This is a genomic window from Lacrimispora amygdalina, from assembly GCF_900205965.1.
Lineage (GTDB): Bacteria > Bacillota > Clostridia > Lachnospirales > Lachnospiraceae > Lacrimispora > Lacrimispora amygdalina_A.
Window position 1 is genome coordinate 25477 of the sequence record NZ_OAOF01000001.1, and the last position, 26455, is coordinate 51931.

At 44.8% G+C, this 26455-nt stretch carries 25 protein-coding genes; 11 read left to right on the forward strand and 14 right to left on the reverse strand.

Annotation, left to right across the window (positions count from 1 at the left end; genetic code table 11):
• Positions 1-22: 22 nt before the first annotated feature.
• Positions 23-1063, reverse strand: coding sequence for an N-acetyl-gamma-glutamyl-phosphate reductase (gene argC / locus CRO04_RS00120; RefSeq protein WP_097002207.1), 1041 nt, complete (start codon positions 1061-1063; stop codon positions 23-25).
• Between the two features lie 223 nt (positions 1064-1286).
• Between argC and CRO04_RS00125 the strand changes: the two genes are divergently transcribed.
• Positions 1287-2504 carry an argininosuccinate synthase gene (locus tag CRO04_RS00125; protein WP_097002208.1) on the forward strand — a complete coding sequence of 406 codons (1218 nt, stop codon included), beginning with the start codon at positions 1287-1289 and terminating at the stop codon, positions 2502-2504.
• 169 nt (positions 2505-2673) lie between these two features.
• Positions 2674-4722, forward strand: coding sequence for a methyl-accepting chemotaxis protein (locus tag CRO04_RS00130; RefSeq protein WP_097002209.1), 2049 nt, complete (start codon positions 2674-2676; stop codon positions 4720-4722).
• A gap of 53 nt (positions 4723-4775) precedes the next feature.
• On the opposite strand, the gene CRO04_RS00135 is transcribed toward CRO04_RS00130, so the two are convergent.
• The 6 genes from CRO04_RS00135 to nifS form a co-directional block, all read right to left on the reverse strand.
• Positions 4776-5252 carry a GNAT family N-acetyltransferase gene (locus CRO04_RS00135; RefSeq protein WP_097002210.1) on the reverse strand — a complete coding sequence of 159 codons (477 nt, stop codon included), beginning with the start codon at positions 5250-5252 and terminating at the stop codon, positions 4776-4778.
• Positions 5253-5292: 40 nt separating this feature from the next.
• Positions 5293-6183 carry a patatin-like phospholipase family protein gene (locus CRO04_RS00140; RefSeq protein ID WP_097002211.1) on the reverse strand — a complete coding sequence of 297 codons (891 nt, stop codon included), beginning with the start codon at positions 6181-6183 and terminating at the stop codon, positions 5293-5295.
• 173 nt (positions 6184-6356) lie between these two features.
• Positions 6357-7478, reverse strand: a complete 1122-nt coding sequence (locus tag CRO04_RS00145; RefSeq protein WP_242974294.1) for an N-acetylmuramoyl-L-alanine amidase — start codon at positions 7476-7478, stop codon at positions 6357-6359.
• Complete coding sequence (gene mnmA, locus CRO04_RS00150) at positions 7475-8554, reverse strand: tRNA 2-thiouridine(34) synthase MnmA (protein WP_097002212.1); 1080 nt, start codon at positions 8552-8554, stop codon at positions 7475-7477. The genes CRO04_RS00145 and mnmA overlap by 4 nt, the downstream gene beginning before the upstream one ends.
• A 15-nt stretch (positions 8555-8569) precedes the next feature.
• Complete coding sequence (gene nifU, locus CRO04_RS00155; RefSeq protein ID WP_097002213.1) at positions 8570-9007, reverse strand: Fe-S cluster assembly scaffold protein NifU; 438 nt, start codon at positions 9005-9007, stop codon at positions 8570-8572.
• 40 nt (positions 9008-9047) lie between these two features.
• Positions 9048-10232, reverse strand: a complete 1185-nt coding sequence (gene nifS, locus CRO04_RS00160) for a cysteine desulfurase NifS (RefSeq protein WP_097002214.1) — start codon at positions 10230-10232, stop codon at positions 9048-9050.
• Positions 10233-10401: 169 nt separating this feature from the next.
• On the opposite strand from nifS, the gene CRO04_RS00165 reads away from it, so the two are divergent.
• The 6 genes from CRO04_RS00165 to asrC all read left to right on the forward strand — a co-directional run bounded on the left by CRO04_RS00165 (position 10402) and on the right by asrC (position 16718).
• Positions 10402-11943, forward strand: a complete 1542-nt coding sequence (locus CRO04_RS00165; RefSeq protein WP_097002215.1) for a polysaccharide biosynthesis protein — start codon at positions 10402-10404, stop codon at positions 11941-11943.
• A gap of 455 nt (positions 11944-12398) precedes the next feature.
• Positions 12399-13085 (forward strand): Crp/Fnr family transcriptional regulator, encoded by a 687-nt coding sequence (locus CRO04_RS00170; protein ID WP_097002216.1) that lies wholly within the window; start codon positions 12399-12401, stop codon positions 13083-13085.
• Positions 13086-13167: 82 nt separating this feature from the next.
• Positions 13168-13935, forward strand: coding sequence for a formate/nitrite transporter family protein (locus tag CRO04_RS00175; RefSeq protein WP_097002217.1), 768 nt, complete (start codon positions 13168-13170; stop codon positions 13933-13935).
• Between the two features lies 1 nt (position 13936).
• Positions 13937-14956, forward strand: coding sequence for an anaerobic sulfite reductase subunit AsrA (gene asrA, locus CRO04_RS00180; protein WP_097002218.1), 1020 nt, complete (start codon positions 13937-13939; stop codon positions 14954-14956).
• Positions 14946-15740, forward strand: coding sequence for an anaerobic sulfite reductase subunit AsrB (gene asrB, locus CRO04_RS00185; RefSeq protein WP_097002219.1), 795 nt, complete (start codon positions 14946-14948; stop codon positions 15738-15740). Before asrA ends, asrB begins: the two co-directional genes overlap by 11 nt.
• A gap of 15 nt (positions 15741-15755) precedes the next feature.
• Positions 15756-16718 (forward strand): sulfite reductase subunit C, encoded by a 963-nt coding sequence (asrC, locus tag CRO04_RS00190; RefSeq protein ID WP_097002220.1) that lies wholly within the window; start codon positions 15756-15758, stop codon positions 16716-16718.
• 66 nt (positions 16719-16784) lie between these two features.
• Here asrC and CRO04_RS00195 read toward each other — a convergent pair whose 3' ends face one another.
• Positions 16785-17117, reverse strand: coding sequence for a phage holin family protein (locus CRO04_RS00195; protein ID WP_097002221.1), 333 nt, complete (start codon positions 17115-17117; stop codon positions 16785-16787).
• A gap of 164 nt (positions 17118-17281) precedes the next feature.
• Between CRO04_RS00195 and CRO04_RS00200 the strand changes: the two genes are divergently transcribed.
• The 3 genes from CRO04_RS00200 (at position 17282) to CRO04_RS00210 (ending at position 21312) form a co-directional block, all read left to right on the forward strand.
• Positions 17282-19048, forward strand: a complete 1767-nt coding sequence (locus CRO04_RS00200; RefSeq protein ID WP_097002222.1) for a LytS/YhcK type 5TM receptor domain-containing protein — start codon at positions 17282-17284, stop codon at positions 19046-19048.
• Positions 19029-19748 (forward strand): LytR/AlgR family response regulator transcription factor, encoded by a 720-nt coding sequence (locus CRO04_RS00205; RefSeq protein WP_097002223.1) that lies wholly within the window; start codon positions 19029-19031, stop codon positions 19746-19748. Before CRO04_RS00200 ends, CRO04_RS00205 begins: the two co-directional genes overlap by 20 nt.
• 112 nt (positions 19749-19860) lie before the next feature.
• Positions 19861-21312, forward strand: a complete 1452-nt coding sequence (locus CRO04_RS00210; RefSeq protein ID WP_097002224.1) for a carbon starvation protein A — start codon at positions 19861-19863, stop codon at positions 21310-21312.
• 45 nt (positions 21313-21357) lie between these two features.
• Here the strand turns inward: CRO04_RS00210 and CRO04_RS00215 are convergent, their stop codons facing one another.
• Genes CRO04_RS00215 through CRO04_RS00240 form a run of 6 tightly spaced genes read right to left on the reverse strand, consistent with a single transcriptional unit; the run spans position 21358 to position 26436 of the window.
• The gene (locus CRO04_RS00215) at positions 21358-22344 is read right to left on the reverse strand and encodes a hypothetical protein (RefSeq protein ID WP_097002225.1); all 987 of its coding nucleotides are present in this window, start codon (positions 22342-22344) and stop codon (positions 21358-21360) included.
• 15 nt (positions 22345-22359) lie between these two features.
• Positions 22360-22971, reverse strand: a complete 612-nt coding sequence (locus CRO04_RS00220) for a Fe-only nitrogenase accessory AnfO family protein (RefSeq protein WP_097002226.1) — start codon at positions 22969-22971, stop codon at positions 22360-22362.
• 15 nt (positions 22972-22986) lie between these two features.
• Entirely contained in the window at positions 22987-23277 is a 291-nt protein-coding gene (locus CRO04_RS00225) for a PqqD family protein (protein WP_097002227.1), read from the reverse strand.
• 1 nt (position 23278) lies between these two features.
• Positions 23279-24673 (reverse strand): hypothetical protein, encoded by a 1395-nt coding sequence (locus tag CRO04_RS00230; protein ID WP_097002228.1) that lies wholly within the window; start codon positions 24671-24673, stop codon positions 23279-23281.
• Complete coding sequence (locus CRO04_RS00235) at positions 24651-25478, reverse strand: homocitrate synthase (RefSeq protein ID WP_097002229.1); 828 nt, start codon at positions 25476-25478, stop codon at positions 24651-24653. Before CRO04_RS00235 ends, CRO04_RS00230 begins: the two co-directional genes overlap by 23 nt.
• On the reverse strand, positions 25453-26436 hold the full coding sequence (locus CRO04_RS00240; protein WP_097002230.1) for a hypothetical protein: 984 nt from the start codon (positions 26434-26436) through the stop codon (positions 25453-25455). The genes CRO04_RS00235 and CRO04_RS00240 overlap by 26 nt, the downstream gene beginning before the upstream one ends.
• Positions 26437-26455 lie beyond the last annotated feature (19 nt).

Genomic DNA, 26455 nt, shown 5'->3' on the forward strand with positions numbered 1-26455 from the left:
CTGATCAATCGTTGTTAAATAGTTACGGAAACACAGGAATCAGCTTCAGTCCCTTGTTTTCCTCCAGCCCAAAAAGTATGTTCATGTTCTGGACTGCCTGCCCTGCTGCTCCCTTAACCAGATTATCCATCGCCCCCATCATCACAATCCGGTTGGTTCTGGGATCAATCTTAAAATTCACATCAACAAAATTGCTTCCTTCCACCCATTTTGTCTGCGGTGTCACATCTTTATCCAGTACGCGGATGAAAAACTCGCTTCCATAATACTTGTCATAAACAGATTTCACTTCCTCATAGGAAACCTGACTGGATAATGATGCATATGCGGTTATAAGAATGCCCCGGTTCATTGGAACCAGATGAGGGGTAAAGCTGATGGTAACCGGCTTTCCTGCACCGTAAGAGAGCTGTTCTTCTATTTCAGGAGTGTGCCTGTGTACCCCCACTCCGTAGGCTTTTATATTCTCATTCACTTCGCAGTAAAGATTGTCAGTCTTTGCTCCTCTTCCTGCACCTGAAGTTCCTGATTTTGCATCGATGATAATCGTATCAGGATTAATCAGGCCTTCTTTTACTAACGGATAAATGGTCAGTTCCGAACAGGTGGGATAGCAGCCCGGATTGGCAATCAGTCTTGCCTTTTTAATCTTATCTCTGTTAAGTTCCGGAATACCATAGACCGCTTCCTTTATATATTGAGGAGATTTGTGCGGAATCTTATACCACTCTTCATAGACGTTTACATCCTGAATCCGGTAATCTGCACTTAAATCGATGACTTTGGTTCTGGATAATATTTGTTCACTTAAAACAGAGGCCAGAAAACCCTGAGGTGTTGCCGTAAAAATAACGTCCACCATTTGTGCCAATGCTTCTATATTATCATCCATGCAGGAATCGCCGACGATTTCAAACATATTCTGATAGATGGAAGCATATTTCTGGTCCACATAACTTTTGGAACCGTACCATTTGATCTCCACGTCATCTCTCTGGAGTAAAAGTCTTGCCAGCTCACCGCCTGCATATCCGGTTGATCCTATAATTCCTGCTTTAATCATCGTCATCGCTCCTTTTTATTCTCTATTGTGTATCAGTCCTGACCGCTTCATTCAACGGACTTTTAACGTTCCTCCCAGGATTTTCATAATTATACATCTCTTTTGTATATTATGCAAGATGTTTTTATATTTTTCATTTTATGCTTGCATTATTCCTGATTTTGTTGTATATTTATGAAAGTTCAACAAGGAAAATACAAAAACCATTGAGGAGGAATCATATATGAAAGAGAAAGTAATTTTAGCCTATTCCGGCGGACTTGATACCACTGCCATCATTCCATGGTTAAAGGAAAATTTTGATTATGAAGTTATCTGCTGCTGCATCGACTGCGGCCAGGGAAATGAACTTGATGGTCTGGAGGAGAGAGCCAAATTATCCGGCGCTTCCAAATTATATATCGAAGATCTGGTAGATGATTTCTGCGACAACTACATTATCCCCTGTGTTCAGGCGAATGCAGTTTATGAGAATAAATATCTGCTGGGTACTTCCATGGCTCGTCCGGCCATTGCAAAAAGACTGGTTGAGATCGCAAGGAAGGAAGGAGCTACCGCCATCTGCCACGGAGCTACAGGAAAGGGAAATGACCAGATCCGTTTTGAGCTTGGCATCAAGGCTCTCGCTCCTGATTTAAAGATCATTGCACCATGGCGTATGACCGATATCTGGACGATGCAGTCCCGCGAAGACGAGATAGAATACTGCAAACAGCACGGCATCGATCTTCCTTTTTCAGCGGACAACAGCTACAGCCGTGACCGTAACTTATGGCACATCAGCCATGAGGGCTTAGAGCTTGAGGATCCAGCGAATGAACCAAATTACGATCACCTTCTGGTGCTCGGTGTATCACCGGAAAAGGCACCCGAAGAAGGGGAATACGTGACCATGACCTTTGAAAAAGGCATTCCTGTCAGCGTGAACGGAAAAGCCATGAAGGTATCCGATATTATAACAACATTAAATGAGCTGGGTGGAAAACACGGAATCGGCATTGTGGATATCGTGGAAAACCGGGTTGTAGGTATGAAATCCAGAGGCGTTTATGAAACTCCTGGCGGTACCATTCTGTTAGAGGCACATCAGCAGCTGGAAGAGCTGGTTTTAGACCGTGCAACCATGGAAGTGAAAAAAGACATGGGAAATAAATTCGCGCAGATCGTATACGAAGGAAAATGGTTTACACCACTTCGTGAGGCGGTTCAGGCATTCGTTACCTCTACTCAGGAATACGTAACGGGAGAAGTGAAATTCAAGCTTTACAAAGGCAATATCATAAAAGCGGGCACAACTTCCCCATACTCCTTATACAGTGAATCTCTTGCTTCCTTTACCACCGGTGATCTCTATGACCATCACGATGCAGAAGGCTTCATCACTCTTTTCGGTCTTCCGTTAAAGGTTCGTGCCATGAAGATGCAGGAATTAAAAAAATAAAAAATTTTTCTATGACAGGTACTGCCAGCTGGATTCCCAGCGGCAGTACCTGTTTTTTTATTAAGAACAATTGACAGCATTATCCTCTTGCTTTATAATTGCTCTGATTACATATTAACCAATTTTAACAAAAGATGAAAAATAATAAAACCCAGACCAGGAGAAAAAAATGTTACAGAAAAAACGAAAGCCTAACACCGGCACCAAAAACTCTATTAAACGCAAGCTTCAGATCAGTATCGCTGCTTTATCAACAATTATTACCCTTCTTTTTGGAACTGTTAATTCAATCATTGTCTATCGGGATGCCAGAAATAACATGCATCTGAGAATTCAGGAAAACACCAACGCCTACAACCATTCGGTTGAAAATTCCATACTCATCTATAAGACTAAAATCCAGGCAGTCTCAAAAGATAACAGAATAAGAATCACCTCCAGTGCATCACAGCAGCTTAAGAATGACCTGGATCAACTGGCACAGGAGAATGGATTTGATTCCATCGTCGTTTGTAATCCCCAGGGAATCACTTCGGATGGAACCGATGTCAGTGACAGGGAATATTTTCAGAAATCCACCGGAGGAGAAACTTATATCTCTTCCCCTCTCTTAAGCAAGACAACTGGAAAAATGATTATGATTCTCTCAGCCCCGATCAGAGGTGACGGAAGCAAAGGTATTGTATTTGCCAGGCTTTCCTGCGATTCTTTCAGTAAAATGATCAATGACATCTCCCTTGGCAAATCAGGCTACGGATTCATTGTGGATAAAACAGGAACTGTTGTTGCACATAAGAATCAGGATAATGTGAATCAACAGTATAATTACATCGAAGCTGCCAATGCAGATTCCTCAATTTCTGAGGCAGCCAAGATGGTAAAAAACATGACAGCTGGTAATTCCGATATTGAAGACATTCATTATAAAGGTAATGCACTTACCGTTGGATATGCCCCCATTCCAAATACGGACGGCTGGTCCATCGGTGTAACCGCCAAAACATCTGAACTTATGGAAGGATTTTACATTTCCATTATCACTATGATCATTTTTATCGCTGTATTTTTAGTTGTTGCTTTGGTATGTGCCATGAGAATTGCCTCCCCCATTGTAAATCCCATTATAAAAATGGTGGAGAGACTGGAACTGCTTTCTCAGGGAGACCTTCATACCGAGGTTCCTGAATATGTGAGCGACGATGAGATCGGCACACTTTCCACTTCCCTAAAATATACCGTATCTTCTCTTCGCTCCATCATCAATGATGCAACCACTATTTTAGACGGGGTAGAGAAGGGTAACTGCACCCAGACCATCAAATCTGAATATAAAGCAGATTTTATCCAGCTTAAGACATCGATCAATGGAATTATTACCAATTTAAATACCATCTTCGGAAATTTCAGAAACTCCATTAACCAGATTTCAAGCGGAGCAGATCAGATCTCTTCCGGAGCGCAGCTTTTAGCTTCCGGTACAACGGAACAGGCAGCCACTGTAGAAGAGTTAAACGCTTCCATATCCAATGTGGCTCATCATTCTGAAGAAAATGTGGATACTGTATCAACAGTCAATGAATATGTAAAGCAGACCGGAATAGAGCTTGCGAAAGGAAATTCCTACATACAGAATTTAAACCAGGCCATGACTGAAATCGGAGAGGCTTCAAAACAGATCACAAATATCACTAAGGTGATTGAAGATATTGCATTCCAGACCAACATTCTGGCACTGAACGCAGCAATCGAAGCAGCAAGGGCCGGAGAGGCAGGAAAAGGCTTTGCTGTTGTTGCAGATGAAGTCCGCAATCTGGCTGTCAAGGTATCGGAGGCAGCCGGAGAAACCTCTTCCCTGCTGGCACACTCCTCTTCACTTGTGGAAAACGGAGAAACCTTATCAAAAGAAACGGTAGAAATACTGAAAGGTCTTGCAGACAAGGCAGACTTCCTTGGTGAGTCTATGGAAAAGATCCGGAGTGCTTCTGCAGAGCAGGTGGATGCGATCCAGCAGATCAACACCGGGTTAACCCAGGTATCCTCCGTAGTCCAGACCAATGCGGCTACTGCAGAGGAAAGCTCAGCTTCAAGTGAAGAACTGGCTGCCCAGGCTCAGGCTATGAAAGATGAAATCAGCTGGATTCAGCTGATGGGTGACAGTGCAGCAATAGAACAGCCACAGCACGAACCGATGGATGCAATAACGGAAGATAAATATTAAAGAAACAGATACCACCAGCCTGCAGCATCAGGCCGGTGGTATCTGTTTCTTTTTTAAGTCTCTGCCAGATCATTTAACTTCTGACCGGCAATCCGGTAAACAGTCCATTCATCCATGGACTCGGCTCCCATGGAACGGTAAAAGTCAATGCTGGGCTGATTCCAGTCCAGACACCACCACTCCAGTCTTCCACACCCCCGCTCTCTTGCAATGGCACCTAATTTGTGAAACATTGCTTTTCCAATTCCCTTTCCTCTGTACTCAGGCCTTACAAACAAATCTTCCAGATAGATCCCGGCTCTGCCCAGAAATGTGGAGAAATTATGGAAAAACAGGGCGAATCCCACTTCTTTCCCATCTGCCAGGGCAAAGAGCACTTCTGCTTTTTTCTGATCAAACAGCCAGTTTTTCAGCAGCTCCTCTGTCGCCACTACCTCATCAAGCATTTTCTCATACTCTGCCAGCGCTTTGATAAATTCCAGTATCAGCGGCGTATCAGATTCCTCTGCATATCGAAAAGTCAGTTCCATATTATTCCTCCTGCGTTCATTTTTATATAGTATACTGTATTTAGGTTGTTTTTTCCAGAGCGCGCCTGATCCTTGGCATCATTTTTTTAGTATATACGTAACCGCTCTCCATACATTCCTCCATGTATTCAAAGGTCAGAAGCCCTGCCCCTTTTGGAATCGGCGGCTTTAAAAGAAGAATTTCACCGCTGGAACGACAGTCTTTTAACTCTCTGCTCATAATAGAAAATGAGTGAAATGCAATCTCCATGATGGAATGATCCTTGGGCATATCATATGCATCACCAATATCGACAGCTAACACTCTGGATTCTCCTGCTGCAATGAACAAATCCACCGGAAGATTGTTGGTAACTCCTCCATCTACCAGCATATACCCGTTGATAGGCCTTGGGGAAAATACGGCCGGAACAGATGAACTGGCCATCATAATATCACATAACAGCCCGTTTTTCTGCCACTTCACATTCTCCTCACGAAGTGCAGATATAGGTGCCTTCTCTTCAAATAAATTGGTGAACACAACGGTGTTGCCGCTGTTTAAGTCAACTGTGGGAATCAAAAGCCCCTTCTGGCAATCCTGTATCTCCAGTCCTTCGGTTAAATCACAAAGATAATGCAAAAGCCGGTTGCCTTTGATTAACCCCATCAGTAAAGGACTTCTGTGAAGCAGCACCTGGGGCAGAAACAGAAGAACTCCCAGAATATTGGGATCTATATAATTATCTCCATGTTTTGCCAGCCATCTTACGTTTTCTCTCAACGCACCGATGTCCATTCCGGAAGCGTAAAGTCCTGCCACAATGCTGCCCGCACTGGCTCCTGCAATCCGGTCAGGCAAAAGACCGTTTTCTTCCAATGCCGTAAGAACGCCCACGTGAATCGCTCCCTTGGTTCCTCCTCCTGATAACGCAAGCCCATAATCTGCCATGTTACTTTTCTCCTTGCCTGGTAGAAACGTTTCAGGAAAATGTATGCCTTTTCATGGTCCATTATGACCTTTGAACAGGGTAAACATAGCAGAAAAGCCAGAAAGCAGTATGGATTAAACCACGCCTGCTTCCCGGCTTTTCTTAGATGTCTGTATTGTGAAATGAAAATATATCAGTTTCCGCCTGCATAATAGGCATCGATACCATCTGCGATTCCTTTTGCAATCTTGTCCCGGTATTCATCCGTCGCCATCTTCTTATCTTCCTCAGCATTACTCATAAAGCCCATCTCCACTATGGTTACAGGTATCTTACACCAGTTAATTCCGCTCATGGAATCCGTCTCCTGAACCCCACGGTTTCTGAATCCGGTCTGATTGCTGATTCCATTCACCACTGTCTTTGACAGAGCTGCACTTTTACCATAAAGACTGCTGTTATAAGGATTTTTTTTAGTCTGGCACATGGTCAGGGCACCGGCTATGGAGCTGTCATTTAAGGAATTCGCATGAACTCTTATGAAAATATCCGCTCCGCTTTCATTTGCCATATTGGCCCGCTCCGCATTACTGATATTGACATCATCGGTTTCACGGATCATATAGACCCGATAACCTCTGTTAAGCAGTTCCTGCTTCAATTTCAGGGAAACCGCCAGAGTCAGCTTGTACTCCGGAATTCCGGTGGCAGATCCCTGGGTTCCGGATGCTACCTTTGCTTTCATCTGGGATGAGCCGGGTCCGATGGGTTCCTTCTCCGGATTTCCCTTTGCCTGGTGTCCCGGGTCAATGGCAATCAGTCTGCCGTTTCCGCTTCCGGCTATGACTGGTGCCTGGGTTGACAAAACCGCCGGTTTGTCCGCAGATAAATACTTAGAAGACACGTAACATTCCTTATTTTCATAGATGACACGGCTCCAACTCTCACTGTATCCGGTTCTCTCTAAAGCTGCTCCCTGATTCAGAGTGGCCGCTATCTGGCTGGAGACAGAAGGCTGGGTTCTTACGTTCACTCCGCTTCCTGTGATATAGACCGTCTCATTTACTTTTTGAAATTCAGGAGCTGTCTCTGTTGTCACCGTGGCTTCGTGGGAAATTTTTTCAGCAGCCGCTCCCTCTTTCTCTCCGTCTTCAATGGTCACCGGAGCAGGATCGGCTTCTTCACTTAATTCACCATTGGCCTCCTCCACAACCGGTGCCTGTACTGCTTCATACTTTTTCCCACAGCCCGAAAGCAGGAAGACACACAAAAGCAGAGCCATCGGAAACAGCCATCTGTTCTTTCTGATTATCACAGTATGGTTCCTCCTCCCACTACATACTCACCCTGATAGAATACCACGGCCTGTCCGGGAGTGATTGCCCGCTGCGGCTCCTTAAATCTGCATTCCACCACGCCATCTTCCAGTTCTTTTATGGTACAGGCCGCACCTTTATGGCTGTAACGGATCTTTGCCATTACCTCCATCTCTTCTCCATGAAGACCGTCAACTGCCATCCAGTTTAAATGTCCGGCACAGAGAGTGTCAGAATAGACATCCTCTCCTTTTCCGATGACTACTTCGTTAGTCTCAGGACGAATCTCTACCACAAAAACCGGATAACCAAGAGATAAGTTTAAACCTTTTCTCTGTCCCACGGTATAATGTGTGATACCTTTATGACGTCCGATCACCTGACCATTTAAATCTACAAAATCACCTTCCGGTGCTCTCTCCCCTGCGTTCTCTTCTATAAATCCCGCATAATCGTGATCCGGAATAAAACAGATCTCCTGGCTGTCCGGCTTATGGGCCACTTTCAGATTGATCTGGTCAGCAATTTCCCTGATCTGATCCTTGGAATAGGCACCTACCGGCATCAGGGTACAGGAAAGCTGCTCCTGGGTCAAGTTATAAAGCGCATATGTCTGGTCTTTTGCGGCAGTTACAGACTTCTTTAAGGCATATCGTCCGTTGGGAAGCTGGTCGATCTGGGCGTAATGGCCTGTAGCGATATAATCCGCTCCGATATCTAAGCTCCTCTTTAAAAGAGATTCCCACTTGACATACCGGTTGCAGGCGATACAGGGATTGGGAGTGCGTCCTCTCTGGTATTCGTCCACAAAGTAATCAATGACCTGGGATTTGAATTCTTCTTTAAAATTCATAACATAATAGGGAATCCCAAGATCCCAGGCAACTCTTCTGGCATCGTCTACGGCACTGAGCCCGCAGCAGCCGCCGTTCTCTTCCTGAGTCACGTTATCCTCATCCTGCCAGATCTGCATGGTTACGCCGATGACGTCATAGCCCTGTTCCTTTAACAGCCAGGCTGCAACGGAAGAATCCACGCCGCCTGACATTCCTACTACTACTTTCGCTTTCTTCATAGAATCCCATTTCCATTAATATTCTTCTTCTACTTCTTCCTCACCGATATCAGATTTTGGCTTTTCCAAACCTTCGATCTTAATGTTATGCTTGGTTGCGTAATCCCACAACGCCGCATGAATAGCTTCTTCGGCAAGCAAGGAGCAGTGAACTTTTACAGGGGGCAGACCATCAAGTGCCTCACATACAGCCTTATTGGTTACCTCCATCGCTTCCTGAATTGATTTTCCTTTTACCATCTCTGTAGCCATGCTGCTGGTAGCAACTGCCGCACCGCATCCAAAAGTTTTAAATTTTACATCCTGAATAATCTGGTTCTCATCGATATCCAGATAAATTCTCATAATATCGCCGCATTTTGCATTACCAACTGTACCCATGCCGCTGGCGTTCTCTATTTCACCCACATTTCTCGGGTGCTCAAAATGATCCATTACTTTTTCTGTATACATATTCTATATTCTCCATTTCTGGTAATTCATCTACCCTCTTTTAGTTCCCCTGATGCTTGATATAATCCTCATAAAGAGGAGACATACTGCGCAGTTTGGCTACGATCTCCTTAATGGCTTCTACCACATAATCCATCTCTTCCATGGTATTTTCCTCGTCAAGAGTCAGACGAAGAGAGCCATGTGCGATCTCATGAGGAAGGCCGATTGCCAACAGTACATGAGACGGATCTAAAGAACCGGAAGTACATGCAGAGCCGCTGGATCCGCAGATCCCTTTCATATCCAGCATGATCAGTAAGGATTCTCCCTCAATAAACTGAAAAGCAAAATTTACATTATTGGAAAGGCGGCTCTTTCTGCTGCCGTTAATTCTGGTATATGGAACCTCTTTCAACACGCGTTCCATTAAATATTCACGAAGCTCGGTCTCTTTGCGGGTTCTTTCTTCCATTCCTGCCACTGCAAGCTCCACCGCTTTACCGAAACCTACGATTCCCGTTACATTTTCTGTTCCTGCACGGCGCTTTCTCTCCTGTCCGCCTCCATGAATAAAGGAACGGGACTTCACGCCTGTTCTGATATATAAAAATCCGATTCCCTTTGGTCCGTTAATCTTATGACCGCTGGCGCTTAACATATCAATATGATATTCATCTACGTTAATGGGCACATGACCGAATGCCTGAACTGCATCGGTATGGAATAGGATGTTATGCTCTTTTGCTATCTCACCAATTTCCTTAATGGGTTCAATGGTGCCGATCTCATTATTGGCAAACATGACAGAAATGAGGATGGTGTCAGGACGAATGGCTTTTTTCAGCTCGTCTAACTTTATGGATCCATTCTCATCTACATTCAGATACGTGATCTCAAAACCGCGTTTCTCTAAATACTCACAGGTATGAAGCACGGCATGATGCTCGATTTTACTGGTAATGATGTGTTTTCCTTTTTCTGCATAGGCCTCTGCTGTTGCAATGAGAGCCCAGTTATCGGATTCAGAACCGCCGGCTGTGAAATAAATCTCGTTTGTCCTGGCTCCCAGGGAATTGGCGATGGTCTCTCTGGATTCCTGAACCGCTTTCTTGGAAATACCGGAAAATTCGTATACGGAAGATGGATTGCCATAATATTCCGTAAAGTAAGGCAGCATGGCTTCTACGACCTCTGGTCTGGTTTTGGTCGTCGCTGCGTTGTCTAAATAAATCAGTTGTTTCATATTTGTTAGTTCCGCCTTTCTGTAGTTCTAAAGTTAAAAGCTTCATCTACATTTTCTATTATACACACATTTCCTAGAAATTCAATAGGAATGATTCTCATTATGATTATGTCATGAATAAAGAACAATTTCCATATATTTATAATAATTCTCTTTTTCAGGAGATTTCATGAATGATTCTCTAAAGATCCCCAGGAAACTTTCAAAAAGGAAATATGCTCTTCTGACCGGCACGCTTCTTCTTACGTCAGCCGGGCTCATCACCCGGGTGCTGGGTTTTTTTTACCGGATCTTCCTCTCCCGTACCATCGGAGCTGAGGGTCTGGGTATCTTTAATCTGATTCATCCGGTGTTTGGAATCTGCTTTGCTCTTTGTGCAGGCTCCATACAAACCGCTATATCCCAGTCCGTAGCCGCTAATGTGAAGAAGGGCCGTTCTGTTTTTAGAAGTGGTCTGATCATCTCAGTGGCTATTTCCATGATACTGGCTTATTTCATTATTCAGTTTAAAGATTTTATTGCTGGTTCCATATTAATGGAGCCGCGCTGCGCACCTCTCCTTATATTTCTTGCAGTATCGGTTCCCTGCTCAGCCATTCATGCCTGTATCAACGGTTATTATTATGGTATGCAGCGTCCCTCTGTTCCGGCATTGGCTCAGATCATGGAACAGATAATAAGAATCGGTGCCGTTTTCCTCATTGCCGATATTATGATCCAGTCAGGAATCACCATTACGGTTCAGCTGGCCGTATTTGGCCACTTAATCGGAGAAGCTGCGTCCTCCCTGTTTACTGTTTTTGCCTACCGCTTTTTCCCGCCGGTTATGGCTAAAGACTTTGCTTATGATTCCTCCCATTTTAGTGAAACAGCTCCGGGACTCATGCATCTGGCACTTCCTCTTATGGGAAACAGGCTGGTTTTAAATATTCTTGCCAGTGCGGAGGCCATTCTGATCCCCAGCAGACTGCAGATGTCAGGTCTTTCCGATTCGGCCGCATTTTCCGTATACGGCGTGTTAACCGGTATGGCGCTGCCCTTTATTTTGTTTCCCTCCACCGTATTCAATTCTCTTGCAGTACTTTTACTGCCTACAGTGGCAGAAGCTCAGTCCGAAGGCAATGAAAAGCGGATCGGAACCGCTATCTCTATGTCCCTTCGGTACTGTATGTATGTGGGAATTCTCTGCATCGGAATCTTTACCTTATTCGGGGATGACCTGGGCGTCAGTGTATTTAAAGACAGTTCTGCGGGTCAGTACATGACCGTGCTGGCATGGCTCTGCCCATTTCTTTATATGGCCACCACCATGGGAAGTATCTTAAACGGACTTGGCAAAACCTCCATTACCTTTACCCAGAATGTGATCGCCATGACACTGAGGCTTTTGTTTGTGATTTTTGGTATCCCCCGGCTGGGAATATTTGCCTATCTGGTGGGAGCTCTGGCAAGTGAACTGCTTCTGGCTTTCATGCATGTGCTTACTTTAAGGAAAATGGTGGATTTTATATGGAACGCATGGGATATGATCGCAAAACCATCGGCACTCATGATACTGGCAATCGGTATCTATTATGCTGTCTTTACCTTTGCCGATCCATTTGCGTGCCTGCCCCTGTTTATTAAAACAGCACTACATATTGGAATCGTAAGTATCTTTTATCTGGTGCTGCTATTGGGGGTTCATGTTATGAAACACGGTGAGGACTAAAAGAAGTAAGCCAGGTAAAAATCCTCAGAGCTGAGATGTTCTGGGGATTTTTTGCTGTTACATGGCAGCTCTGGCTTTGCGTATCCTTATTTGGGGCATAGTCAGGAACCTATCTGCTGCTATGCCCTAAATAGTGTAGAATAGATCCTAAAATTGGAGAAATGGGGCAGAGGGAGTGAATAGATTTTATCAGTGCCTCGCAAGCTTGATAACTGCGGGGCATGAATAAAGATCCGACTGCTGATATGCCCCAAACATTATAGAATGCATCATAAAATTTGAATAATGGGACAGTAGGAGATAAATAATGTTATCTATGCCCCATTTGGAGTACGGACACTTTTTCAAAACACTATTTTCCTGCTCCTTGCGTTGGATTTCATGGTATAGTATAATACACGGATACAGCATGCAAATGAAAGGCAGGTGTAAGAGCTTCTTTATGAAGCGGATTAATGGATATCAAAGAAGCCTGTTTCAGTATTGAATTTTTCAAAAATATATCAGAAAAATCAGCCGCTGCACTGATTGCCTGCGGCAGCCTCCGTCGTTTTCCAAAAGGGGCACACTTATATTGGGATAAAGAAATGAACCATACTCTCTATATTGTAATAGACGGTTTCGTATCCCTGTATAAAATCAATTCCCAGGGAGAAAGAAAAACGGTTTTTCTTTTAGGAAAAGGGGAATTGGTTAACGAGGAGGTTTTGCAGAATATGCCCGCCTCCATTAACTGCGAAGCATTCGAATCTTCTCTGGTTCTGTGCTTTGGGAAGACGGATCTTCTGGCTGTCATGCGTCATGATTTTGAACTGACGAAACTGATACTTGATTCCCTCGCGTTAAAAAACCGACGCTTATACCGCCAGTTAAAGAACACCTCCAACTCCGTACATGGGGAAAAGAAAATTGCTGCAAAGCTGTGGCGCCTGTCTAAGGATTACGGAATTCCCCATGAGGAAGGGACCTTAATCAATATGGATTTAAGCGTCACTTATCTGGCCGATATGTTAGGGTCCAGACGGGAAACTGTATCCCGTCAGCTGAAGCATTTAACTGAACAGGGGCTGGTCCATGTCAAGCGTGGGAAAATTATCATCCCTGACAGAGACGCCCTGTCTGTTTTTTTTAAGTCACCGTGATTTTGATCACGGTGATTTTTTTATTTCTTTATTATACTGTTTTTGTGGGTAGTTTGATAAAAAATAAACAAGGAGGTTGTTTATGTTTCAGGAAGAATATTCAACGTTAGCAAAAGCAGCAGAAAATAAATCGAGATTTCTGAAAAACAATCCTGTAGGCTACTGGGTTGCTGCCATGCTGGCAGGCATTTATGTCGGTTTTGGAATCCTGCTTATTTTTTCCGCAGGAGGTATGATCTCAGATCAGCCTTACGTCAAGATTATTATGGGTGCATCCTTTGGCATCGCCCTCAGTCTTGTTATCATGGCAGGTGCGGAACTGTTTACCGGCAATAATTTAATTATGGCAGGCGGAGTTTTCAGTGGTACGGCCACAGTTTGGGAGGCAGGAAAGCTGTGGGTGGTCTGTTTGCTTGGAAACTGGGCCGGATCCATTCTTCTTGCCCTGATTTTCTGGGGCGCAGGGCTGACAAAGGGTCCTGTGGGAGAATTTATGGCAAATGCTGCTGCTGCTAAAATGGCAATCCCTCTTATCCCCCTCTTTTTAAGAGCAGTTCTCTGCAACATCCTGGTCTGCCTTGCAATCTGGTGCGGCTTCCGCTGCAAATCAGAAAGCGGGAAATTAATCATGGTATTCTGGTGTCTCTTTGCATTCATTACAAGCGGCTATGAACACAGCATTGCCAACATGACTCTGCTCACTGTGGGAATCTTAAGCCCAGGTAATGCGGCAGTCTCCCTTTCCGGATATTTTTACAATATTCTGGTTGTAACTCTTGGCAATATGGCAGGCGGAATTTTATTTACGGCTGTTCCCTACTATCTGATTTCCAGAAAAAAGGAGGCGTAGCATGGGATATATCATGAACTTAAAAGAAGTCAATGAGGTGTTTTGCCAGTGGAAAAAGGATTCCGTCATCTATGCTCCCATGCTGATGAAAAACGGAGGGGCATTTTCTGATACGGATGCGGTTCATTACGGCGAAATCCAGTCTTTTGAAGAAATTGTATTTGATAAAAAGTCAGATTTTTCTTTTAAAGAGATTCTTCTTCCTATCTCGGAAACCTTATTTTATTTTACGGAAGATTCCGTAAAGGAACCGGAAGCTCCGGTAAAGCAGGCCATCATTTTTCTGCGCAGCTGCGATCTTCATGCAGTGAAACGCTTAGATACCATGTATCTCCATAACGGCGCAGAAGATCCATATTATAAACGTCTTCGGGACAGGGTGAAATTCGTACTTATGGGCTGTAAGGAATCCTTCGAGAGCTGTTTTTGTGTGGACATGGGAACCAACCGTTCAGACGACTACCATGCTTCCATGGAGCTTTCCAAAGAAGGTGTGAGAATTGATAATAAAAATCCCCAATGGGAGGAATTGTTTGCTTCAGGCTGTACAAAACAGGCAGATGTAACCCCTTCTTATGTATCTGAGACAGAAACACAGGTAAACATCCCGGAGTCTCTCTCCTTAGATGTCATGAAATCATCCATGTGGAAACAATATGACAGCCGCTGCATCAACTGCGGACGGTGTAATTTTGTTTGCCCTACCTGTACCTGTTTTACCATGCAGGACATTTTTTATACCGATAACGGCAAAGTTGGAGAGCGCCGCAGAGTATGGGCTTCCTGCATGACAGATGGCTTCACTGATGTGGCCGGAGGCGGCAGCTACCGTCAGAATAACGGTCAGCGCATGCGCTTTAAAGTCATGCACAAAGTATATGATTACAAGAAGCGCAATGGGATTCATATGTGTGTAGGCTGCGGCCGGTGCGACGATGTGTGTCCGGAGTACATCTCATTTTCCCACTGCATCAATCAGCTGGAAGATGCTATGAAGGAGGTAAATGAAAATGAATCATAACGAATATCTTCCCTTCCGTTCTGAGATCAGGGAGGTAATCCGTCATACAGACATCGAATACACCTTCCGCATGGCTTATCACGGTGTGGTAAAACCAGGTCAGTTTTTCGAGGTTTCCATTCCCAAATTCGGGGAAGCTCCCATTTCGGTCAGCGGCATCCGGGAGGATTCCGTTGATTTAACCATTCGCCGGGTAGGAAAGGTGACTGGGGAAATCTTTGAGCGTTATCAGGGAGACAGTCTGTTTTTGAGAGGTCCTTACGGTAATGGCTTTGACTTAGAAAATTACCGGGGAAAAGAGCTGCTGGTCATAGCCGGTGGAACCGGTCTTTCTCCTGTGAGAGGCGTGGTTGATTATTTCTCCACTCATATGGACGAAACAAAGGGCATGACCCTCATCGCCGGATTTAAGACACCGAAGGACATTCTTTTTCTGGAAGACTTCGGCAAATGGAAACAGGCAATGGAAGTTATACTGACGGTTGACTGCGCAGAGGATGACACTGCCTGCCAGATTGGTCTGGTCACCCAGTATATACCGAAACTGAAGCTGAAAAACAAGGAAGAAACCACTGCAATCGTGGTGGGGCCACCTGCCATGATGCGCTTTACCACTCAGGGACTTTTGGATGTCGGACTGAAAGAAGAAAATATCTGGATTTCCCATGAACGGAAAATGTGCTGCGGAATCGGAAAATGCGGACATTGTAAAATTGATGACACCTATGTGTGCCTGGACGGACCTGTCTTTCCATTTACCAAAGGCCGCAGACTTTTGGATTAGAAAGGGGAATGTCTTATGGATACAAACACAAAGGAACTGAAAAAAAATGCTTTCCGGGTCACAAAGCACAGAGGTCTTACCGCCTCCCGCATCCGGGTTCCCGGCGGTCACTTAGAGGCCAGATTCTTACCAATGATTCAGAATATTGCGGATACCTACGGAAACGGAACCGTTCACATTACCTCCAGGCAGGGATTTGAGATCCCTGGAATACCATTTGCGGATATTCCAAAGGTCAATGCCCTCCTTCAGCCGATTATTGAAGGTCTGGATATTAACCAGGGGGAGAAAGGACAGGGCTACAGTGCAGCCGGAACCCGCAATATTACCGCATGCATCGGCAATAACGTCTGCCCCTATGCCTGCTATAACACAGCGGCTCTGGCAAAAAAAATAGAGAAAGCAGTTTTCCCCAACAATCTTCATTTTAAAATCGCACTGACCGGCTGTCCTAATGACTGTGCCAAAGTGCGGATGCACGATTTCGGTATTATGGGGATGACACTTCCCCACTACGATGCTGACCGCTGCGTCAACTGCGGTGCGTGTGTAAAGGCATGCAAACGGAAGTCTACGGGAGCTCTCGAAACGGTAAACTGCAAGGTGACACGCAATCATGAGACCTGTATTGGCTGCGGGGAATGTGTGCTTGCCTGCCCGACCAGGGCATGGACCAGAAGCCAGGAAAAGTTTTACCGTCTCACACTTCTTGGACGAACCGGAAAGAAAAATCCCCGTATGGGCGAGGATTTCATTAAATGGGCAGATGAGGACAGCATTTTAAAAATTATTCTCAATACCTATGATTATGTGACAAAATACATTGATACTACTGCTCCCGGCGGGAAGGAACACATCGGTTATATCGTGGACCGGACCGGATTTGAGGAATTCTGCCGCTGGGCGATGAAAGATGTGTCTCTGCCTGAGGAGGCCAATGTGTATAAGCCACTCTATTGGAAGGGTGTCAAGTATTAGAACCATAGAAAAAGACAGGACTTGAATCCTTATCCCGGGATTTAAGTCCTGTCTTTTTCCTGGTATTTAATCCTTATCCTGAAACAGATTGTTTAAAATAGTAATAATAAAAGCTGCAAACAGCGAGTTAAGAAAACCGCCCATGCTGATATTTCCCACCAAAGAATCGGCAATCATAATCGTCCAGGCATTTACAATAAAGCTGAATAAACCCAGTGTCAATAGATTGACCGGTAATGTAATGAGTAATAGAATCGGCCTTACAATAAAGTTCACAAGCAAAAGCACCATTCCCATAATAAGCAGTGCGGACAGGCTTCCGATATAAATTGTGTTAAATACAAATGAAAGCAGATAGATTGCCAGTATAATTGATATATATTTTATAAATAATTTCATTTGGCTTTCCTCCAATCAATACATCTTTTACTGCCATTATATAAAATGGAAAAAATAAATGCAAGTGTCCATCGGTAGAATGCCAGGAAACAACACACTGTATTTTTACGCAATATCTGATATAATAATACCAGTTATGAAACAGCCAGTATAGGAGGAAACTTATGTCCACTGCTATGTTCTTCAGTCTTTTGTTAAATATCGGTCTTCTTGTCCTGATTGCAACACTGCTGACCAAAATTCCCATAGTCCGCAGAATGCTCCTGTACGATCAGCATTCTGCCGGGTGTGGGGTCATGCTGGCCGTGATCTTTGGCTCCATCAGCATCATATCCACCTATACAGGCGTCCGGGCTCAGGGGGCCATTGTCAACACCCGCGTGATCGGCGTGCTGGCTGCCGGGCTTTTAGGCGGTCCATATGTGGGAATGGGAGCTGCTGTTATTGGCGCAGCTCACCGCTATCTCTTTGACATAGGTGGTTTTACCGCCACGGCCTGTGCCATCTCCACGCTGGTAGAGGGTATTGCAGGCTCATTATTCTCCCGGCGTTTTAAGGCAGGTAAAATGGACAGTGCCGGTGTGTTTTTTCTCACCTTTTTTGTTGAGCTTTTACAGATGGTGATCATTCTTCTCATTTCACGGCCATTTACTGCCGCAGTGCAGCTTATAAAGGTGATTTCACTCCCGATGATGACAATGAACGCATTGGGTATGCTGATATTTCTAGGCACATTTAATATGGTATTTATAGAAGAAGACAGCCAGTTTGCCGAACGGATGCGGCTGGCACTTGGAATCGTGGAGCAAAGTCTCCCCCATCTTAGCAAAGGCTTACACAGCACCCCGGATATGCAGGCAGCTGCCGAAATTATCTTTCAGTCCACCTCCTGCTCCGGAATACTGATCACGGATACCCGGAAGGTACTGGGTATAAAAACCAGTTCAGAACTGGAGGATATGGAAGAGGATACAGTTCTTCCTCCCATACTTACTTCGACTCATGACAGGAAACCAACTGTTTTCCATTATGCTGGAAAAGGGGATCCTTTATATACAATACTAAAAAACCATATGATAGTAGCTGCTCCCATTATTGAGATGAACCAGATTACCGGGAGCCTGACCATGATTTTTAAGAAACACTGGCAGCAGTCCCAGTCTGATTTAAATTTCGCCTCGGAACTGGCAAGGCTTTTCTCCACCCAGTTTGAGCTTTCGGAGCTGGAATACCAGAAAAAGCTGCGGCGCAAAGCCGAATTTCGGGCACTCCAGTCTCAGGTGAATCCCCATTTTCTTTATAATTCTCTTAACACCATCTCCTATGTCTGCCGGGAGAATCCGGACCGGGCAAGAGAACTTCTTCTTACCCTGTCCTCGTATTACCGTCAGACACTGGAGAATAATTCTTATATGCATACACTGAAAACAGAGCTTCATCACGTAACCAGCTATTTAGAGCTGGAGAAAGCCAGATTTGAAGAGAAACTTCATACGGAAATTAAGAACGACTTGCAAATAAGCTGTTTTCTTCCGGCTTTCATTCTGCAGCCTCTAGTTGAAAATGCGGTACGTTATGGTTTTGATAAAAGCGGAAACCGCTACGTATCCATCTGCGCCCGAATGGAGGAACATCTTATAAAAATCTCCGTTTCCGACAATGGGCCCGGAATTCCTGAGACGATCATACACCAGTTATATAATGGGGAACATTACGGCGGTTTCGGAATGGAAAATGTACATAAACGGTTAAAAAGTATCTATGGCCAGGAGCATGGTCTTCAGATCCAAAGCTCCAATTCTGGTTCTGAACTCTATTTTACCATTCCAGCCGATCCTGATCCCCGCTATGAAGGGGAATATGGTGCAGCAAGAGAACGTGAATTAACTATTGACAACGGGGGGATTAATTATGAAAATCGCAGTCATTGACGATGAACGGCCGGCAAGAAAAGAATTGATACATCAGATACTTTCGATCTGCCCAGAAAGTGAAATCATGGAAGGAGACAGCGGTAAATCAGCACTGGAGCTGTTTGGCCATCACCTCTTTGATATTCTTTTTCTGGATATCAGTTTAAATGATATGGAAGGAACTACACTGGCTGCGGCCGCCAGACGTATGCTCCCCCATGCCCAGATCATTTTTGCAACTGCATATTCCCAATATGCCGTTCAGGCATTCGAACTGGGTGTGAATAACTACATTTTAAAACCGTTTGATCCGGAACGGCTGCGCAGGATTCTTGAAAAATGCAGACATGATCTGGAAGGAGAACAAAAAAAGGAGCTGTTTCCGTCCCACAAGCTTCCCATAAGTGTCAGCCGGACTATTATACTTCTTGATATCAGACAGATTGTCTTCATAGAAACCTGCTGCAGAAGCTGTATTCTCCACACAGTTACCAGGGATTACACGGAAAACCAGCTGCTGGGTGAATACGAGAAGCGTCTTTCCTCCTGCGGTTTCTTCCGTATCCACAAAAGCTACCTGATTAATCTGAATTATATTTCTGAACTGTTTCCCTGGGCAAACAACAGTATGGCTGTTAAAATGCAGGGATTTGAAAAGGAAATCCTTCCAATTGGAAGAGAAAAAATCAAACAGCTGCGGCAGATCATCGGTATTTAGCTGCCGTTTATGCATATATACCTGCTTTTCATCCATTTTTTCTTTATTATTATACACATTTAACTATAATAAATGGTAATGAGAAGATTTTTCAATATTAGGAGGTAGGTATATGATAAGTTTCTTTTTATGTCTGTTTCTGCTGATTGCAGGTTATTTCTTCTACAGCAGAATTGCAGAAAAGGTCTTTGGCCCCGATGACAGAGAAACACCGGCTCTGGCTATGACGGATGGAAGCGACTATGTTCCCATGGGAACTCCACGCATTTTTTTAATCCAGCTGTTAAATATCGCCGGACTGGGTCCCATCTTCGGAGCTCTCGCCGGAGCCTGCTGGGGTCCCAGTGTATTTTTATGGATCACCTTCGGTACTCTTTTAGGCGGCGGTGTACATGATTACATGATTGGTATGATGTCCATGCGGCATAAAGGCGCCAGTGTATCAGAGCTGACCGGTTCCTATCTGGGCACCGTCATGAAGCAGATCATGCGTGTATTTTCCGTGGTCCTTCTTGTTCTGGTAGGTGTGACCTTTTCTACGGGTCCTGCAAACCTCCTGGCTATGCTGACCCCCCATGTGTTAAATTCCAGATTCTGGCTTGCAGTTGTACTGATTTACTATTTTGTTGCAACCTTTGTTCCCATTGATAAGGTGATCGGTAAAATCTATCCCTTCTTTGGAATCTGCCTGATTGTAATGGCTCTGGGTGTTGGAGGAGCCATACTGTTTCAGGGTTATCACATTCCGGAAATCACACTTTCCAATCTTCATCCTGCCGGAACACCGATCTGGCCCACCATGTTTATCTCCGTTGCCTGTGGTGCCATATCCGGTTTTCATGCCACCCAGTCTCCTTTGATGGCACGATGCCTCACCAATGAAGCGGACGGACGAAAAGTGTTTTACGGTGCCATGGTTGCAGAAGGTGTTATTGCACTGATCTGGGCTGCCGCAGGGGTTGCTTTTTATGACGGAACCGGCGGTCTGTTAACAGCACTTGGAAATGGACAGTCCAGCGTCGTCTATGAAATCTGCTTTAAGCTCCTTGGACCTGTTGGCGCCGTTATCGCTATGATCGGAGTCATAGCATGCCCCATCTCTTCTGCTGACACTGCTTACCGGAGTGCACGTCTGACCTTGTCAGACTGGTTTAAACTTGACCAGAAGCCTATAAAGAACCGGCTGATCCTCACTGTACCGCTTCTGGCAGTGGGATCCGTATTAACACAGTTTGATGTTCAGATCGTTTGGAGATACTTCTCCTGGAGCAATCAGACACTGGCTATGATTGCACTGTGGACTGCAAGCGTTTATCTGTACCGCAAAAAAAGGTTTTACTGGATCACAGTGCTTCCTGCAACCTTTATGTCAGCCGTTTCAAGTACCTACATACTCATGGCAAAGGAAGGACTGAAAATTTCCACTACAATCGCTTATCCAATCGGAATTTTGTTTGCTGCTGTCTGCTTTGGTACCTTTTGCTATACCACGGTTCTTGGAAAAGGCACACATGCGAAAGCTGCTGCCTGTGAGACTGAGTATGCTGCTGCGAAATCAGAATAAAAAGTATAAAAAGGGGAACCGCCGAAAAATCGGCAGTTCCCTTCTTTATTCCCTCATTGCTTTATTACACAGGGAGCAGTTAGCACAGTCGGACGGACTGCAGTGCATTCCGGGCCGGGCAAACGGCTCTAAGGTAAAGCCGCAGGACTTTAAGTCAAACCGGTCTTTCTCAATCATCACTTCCCCTGATTCCTGAAAAAACTCCACTTTGATTCCAGATACGGTAAGAATATCATCATAGAGGGGATGGGGCTTTATATGGGGAGAATATTTTTTCATCACTCCCTCCTCCGTCTGGACATAGATGGAGTGATCACAGGTAATAAGTGCCTTAATCTCTCCGTCTTCTGTAAACGTAAGAGAATTACTGTCTGCGTTAATTCCGATCTGATCCGGATCAAATGCAGTGATTGTACCAAGGGGAGTTGATACCAGAACAGGGTCTGCCGGTTCCACTGATTTTAAACTTCCTGACTCATACAGCGACAGCCCTACCTTTGTATCCACCTTTCCCAAAGGTGTCTGGATCTCTGCCCTTTCTCCCGGAAATAAAGTAATGCTTTTAATATCTCCGCTTTTATAAAAGCAAAGACCGTTAATCATTGCCTGAAATTCTGTAAAACCAAGATCGAAGGTCAATGATATGTTCAGCTCCCGTTCATCTTCCTCTGTCCAGAAACCGCTGATCTGCCCATCGAGAACAAATATCCGGTGAAGCTCTCCTGTGGGATAAAATTTGATCAGCTCTGCTGGAAGCTCTCCAATGGGAGTAACAACCTCCTGCTGCTCTTCCAGTGCCACACTGACCACCATTCCCTGCTTATCAAATTCCACGGACGGCTTCTTTTTTCTTCTTCCATTTTCTGTATAAGCCGGAATCAGCTCACCTGCCTGTGTAACAATCATATTTTTTTCAGAAAGCGTTACGCCGGAAAGCTCTCCATCCGGATGACAAAGAAAGGAATCCACACCTCCGAGAATGCCATAAGCAGTCTGAAGTGTTCTTGCATCTATTACCATATAATTTTTCATCTCTTTCACCTCATGTTAACACTGTTTTCTGGTTACTGTTACCTGTATTCCGCCCTCTTTCTGGCGAATTTTTTTTTCAAATGACGTATCTGCTTCCAGCCATGGCGGAATATGGGCACAGACAAGGTGCAGTTCGAGAAATGGAATATTGGAAAGAAAGGTTAAAAGTGCCTTTTTAGAGGAAATATCCGGACACTCTTTTTGAAGCTGAACCAGATCCAGATAGTAGATTCCGGGAGTTTCTGTTTCCACAGGACCTGCATTTTTAATTATTTCTTCTTTCCTTCTGCGCTTCTCATCACTTTCTTCCATATCCTTTACCATTCCGTCAAAGGTTTCCTGGTCCGCTTTATCTCCACAAAAGATGCAGTATCCTCTCTGGTTAAATACCGAAAAGGGAATACCGGAAAGCTCTCTGCACAGTACTGCTTTTGCATCCCCGGTAAGGATCCGGACTGCTTCGGTTTCTGCTCTCAGCTCCCCAATGGTTTTTCCTTTTATAGCAGGAAAGGAATTGTTCCTTACTGCCAGCCACTGCCCTTCCTTCTTTTCATAAATCACTACCTGATTGCAGTCCAAAAAAGGAACCAGTTCCTGATTTCTGCTGATCACCGCTATTTTATCCATCTGCACGATCCTCCTTTATCCTTCCACCTCAACTATATTTCCATGGATCAGTTTTGCAAGAAATTCCTCCAGTTCCAGTCTGGCATCTTCCTCGTCAATATTTTTTTCCTCAGATAACAGAGTAATCAGCTCCCCCACTCCTGCTCCTCTCTCCAGGCTGTTCCATAAAAAAATACAGATTTCATTTACCGAAGGCAGACCGTTTAGGGAACCACACTGACTGTCTCTCTCATCAAATATACAAAATTCCCCTCCAAGTTCTTTTAACGTAAACCCGGGCTTCAGCTTCACATTTTTGATCTTCATATCAGCCCCTTAACCTTTCTATGTCCACTCCGCTTTTTATCAGTTCCAGATCCTCTCTGTCATATCCGGTGCTCACCATAACTGCGCCGGTTGTCAGCCACATAACAATCAGTCCGCAGATTTTTTGTATCATCAGAATCAGGAGATATGCGCTGATTTCCTCTTTTTTAAAGCTTTGCTTCATGGACTCCGACAAAAAACGTTCTGCTTCTGATCCGGCCAAAAAGCGGTTTAAATCCTCTTTTTTCAATAGTCCATACTGTTTAATTGTCTGATAATAAGCCACTGCGGATTCGATTCTCCGTTTTTCCTCCTTTGCCTGTACGGTGGTATATCCTCCAGCATAAATCACAGGAACACAGCCCATTAACCCGGCAATTCTTTCTCTTAATTTCTGCTTATCATAGTAATTGGTCTGGGGATCCCGGATCCGCTCCATTATGGTCTGGGTCCGCCTTACTGTCCGGCTGCTATCCGGATTTCCCTCCATAACCGTATAGGAGCCGGCAGCTGTCACCATTTTTACCCGTCCCAGCATAGCGGGCGAAATATCCTCCAGACTGCAGGGGTAGATACCGTCAAACACCACCGTATCCGCATATACTGCGGCGTCCTCTAAAATATCATCCTTTCTCCTGCCCATACCAGGTGCCTTCATGGCTCTCACATGAATGCGGTTCTGCTTTATATTTGCATTAAGAAGGGTCAGAGCTTCCCCCTCTATTCCGTCAGCCAGTATTAATAAATTCTGCGGCTCTGTCTTTTGAAGAAGGGGATACAGACTGGCAAAAGAAGTGATAGGAGTTTTCACAATCAAAACCAGTACATCCGTTACTGTACCTTCTGTCCCGACAGACAGGCTTCCGTCAAGACGCATTCCTCTTGTAATTTCCAGCCTTGTATCTGCATACATGGAATCTTTTACAACCAGCTCCCCCTCTTTTGCCCCCTCTATCACCATTTGGGCGGTCTCCCGGTCATTTGTGATCTCTTCCACCAGATCAACACTTTCATCAGTTGCAGGAACAGCATTATGAATGACATAGGCCTCCAGTGCATTAGCTGCCAGTTTAATCTCCTTTGCAAGGAGGACCGGACTGATTCCAGCCGCCGCTTTTTTCTCACAATAGGATAAAAGCTGATTTGCCATACGTGCAGACTCACCGGTGCCGCATCCTGCGGTCTGGTTGATCTCACCAATTGCTGCGGCAGCCAGCCGGATTCCCTGGTTTACATATAAATCCCGGCCCTCCAGCGTTCCTGCCACCTCTGCAGCAGAAAAGCTGTAAGTCCCATTTACCAGAATCTGCCCCTCACAGGAGAGGACACGGCATAGACTCTTAATTCCTTCCGCCAGTTTTCTCCTGCCATCTTCAAATTGAATCTCCCGGATCATTCCTCTTTCCCCCTGACATTATGGATTTTAATAAATTTTCCCCCTTTTTTATATCCAGGCTGCTGACACTTAAATCAAATTTACGGGCCGCACTATGAATAAATTCATAGAGATTGCAGTTTCCTGCCCGCTCTCCAATGCCAAGCAGTGTTCCATCCACCATATCTGCTCCTGCCAGTGCCATAACCATGGAGTTAGCCACTGCCATTCCGAAATCATTGTGCTCATGTACCTCTATGGTAATTCCGGTCTGTTTCATTTCCCGTACCAGTTCTCCTGCCCTTCTGGGGAATAATACTCCAACTGTATCTGCAAGGCGTATGGTCTCTACGCCCTGCCGCTTCATCAGCCGGACCAGCGAAACCAAAAAAGCCACATCTGCCCTTGAAGCATCTTCCAGACCTACCGTTATGGGAATCTGATAATCCCTGGCAACCTGAATACACTCCTGCAGAGTATTTTCAATCCATTTTTTATTTTTCCCGATCTTATTATAGATCTGCGCATAAGACACAGGGGTCCCGACATGAATTAAGTCCGGCTTCTGCCTTGCGGACTCTTCCACATTCCCGGGATTCAATCTGGACCACAACGAAATGACTGCCTGTTTTTTCTTTTTCATGATTTCGCTGATATAATGAACGCCTTCTGTCCCCACGTCGTAAATCCCCGCTTCGATTTCTGAAACGCCAATGCTGTCCAGGAACAATGCCAGACGCACCTTATCAGAAGGAGAAAATACGACACCCGGGCACTGTTCGCCATCCCGAAGAGTGGTATCAACTATTTTGATTCGCCTTTTCATACTTATCACACTCACTCATCATTGTTAAAAACTCTTCATCAGTTACTTCCCCGCCCTTCTTAATGCTGAGCCTTTTAACCATTTCCAGAAGATGCTCAACCGGATAGCGTTCTTCCATCTGGTACTGTTTCAATTTATACCGGATCGACATTCCGCCGGAATGTTTTCCCAAAATCACTTTCCTTGATGCTCCCACAAGTTCCGGTGGAAACGACTCGTAATTAGATGGTTTTTTCAAAACTCCGTCAACATGCAGTCCAGATTCTATATAAAAGATCTTTCTTCCGATAACAGGAGTATGACCTGGTATCTGTGTATTGGTCATGGCTTCAAAGATGTTTCGTAAGTCGGCCAGTTTCTCAAAGCTGTTGTTGGGTTTATAACGTTCCACCACTCTCATGGCCAGAATGACCTGCTCCGTTGCTGCCTTGTTGCCAATTCCGGTAAATGTGGTCATCACTGTACCGTTATGGTGATTTTGTAAGTAATCCGCTGCAATGGCAGAAGCACAAAAACAGGAATTTTCCGGATACAGAATGGGAGAAGCCTGAATTAAAAGCTTCATTCCCCGTTCGTAAATATCACGGCTTTCGTAGATCAGTAAATCGTCCAGACCCGTAAGCCTTAATTTATTGTCCGGGCTGGCACTTTCCAGCCCTCGCAGCTCCGATACATCATTGATCTGAATATTGCGAATATATTTCCCTGTCCCATTACAAAAAGAGGAGAGAAAATACTCAATTCCGGGATATTTCCAGCTATCCGACGAATTCGGAAGTTCCATATACCAGGTGATTCCCTTGGGTAAATCCCCCTGCATCAGCTGATAGATTTTGGGAGTTAACACGGCTCCCCATATGCAAAGACTCTCTAACGTCTGTGCAAAATCAAAAATAAGCTCCCTTTTTAACGGATATTCCTCCAGCATAGTCAGTGTGGCATCAATGATTCTAATCAAAAGCAGCCCCTCCTTTTCC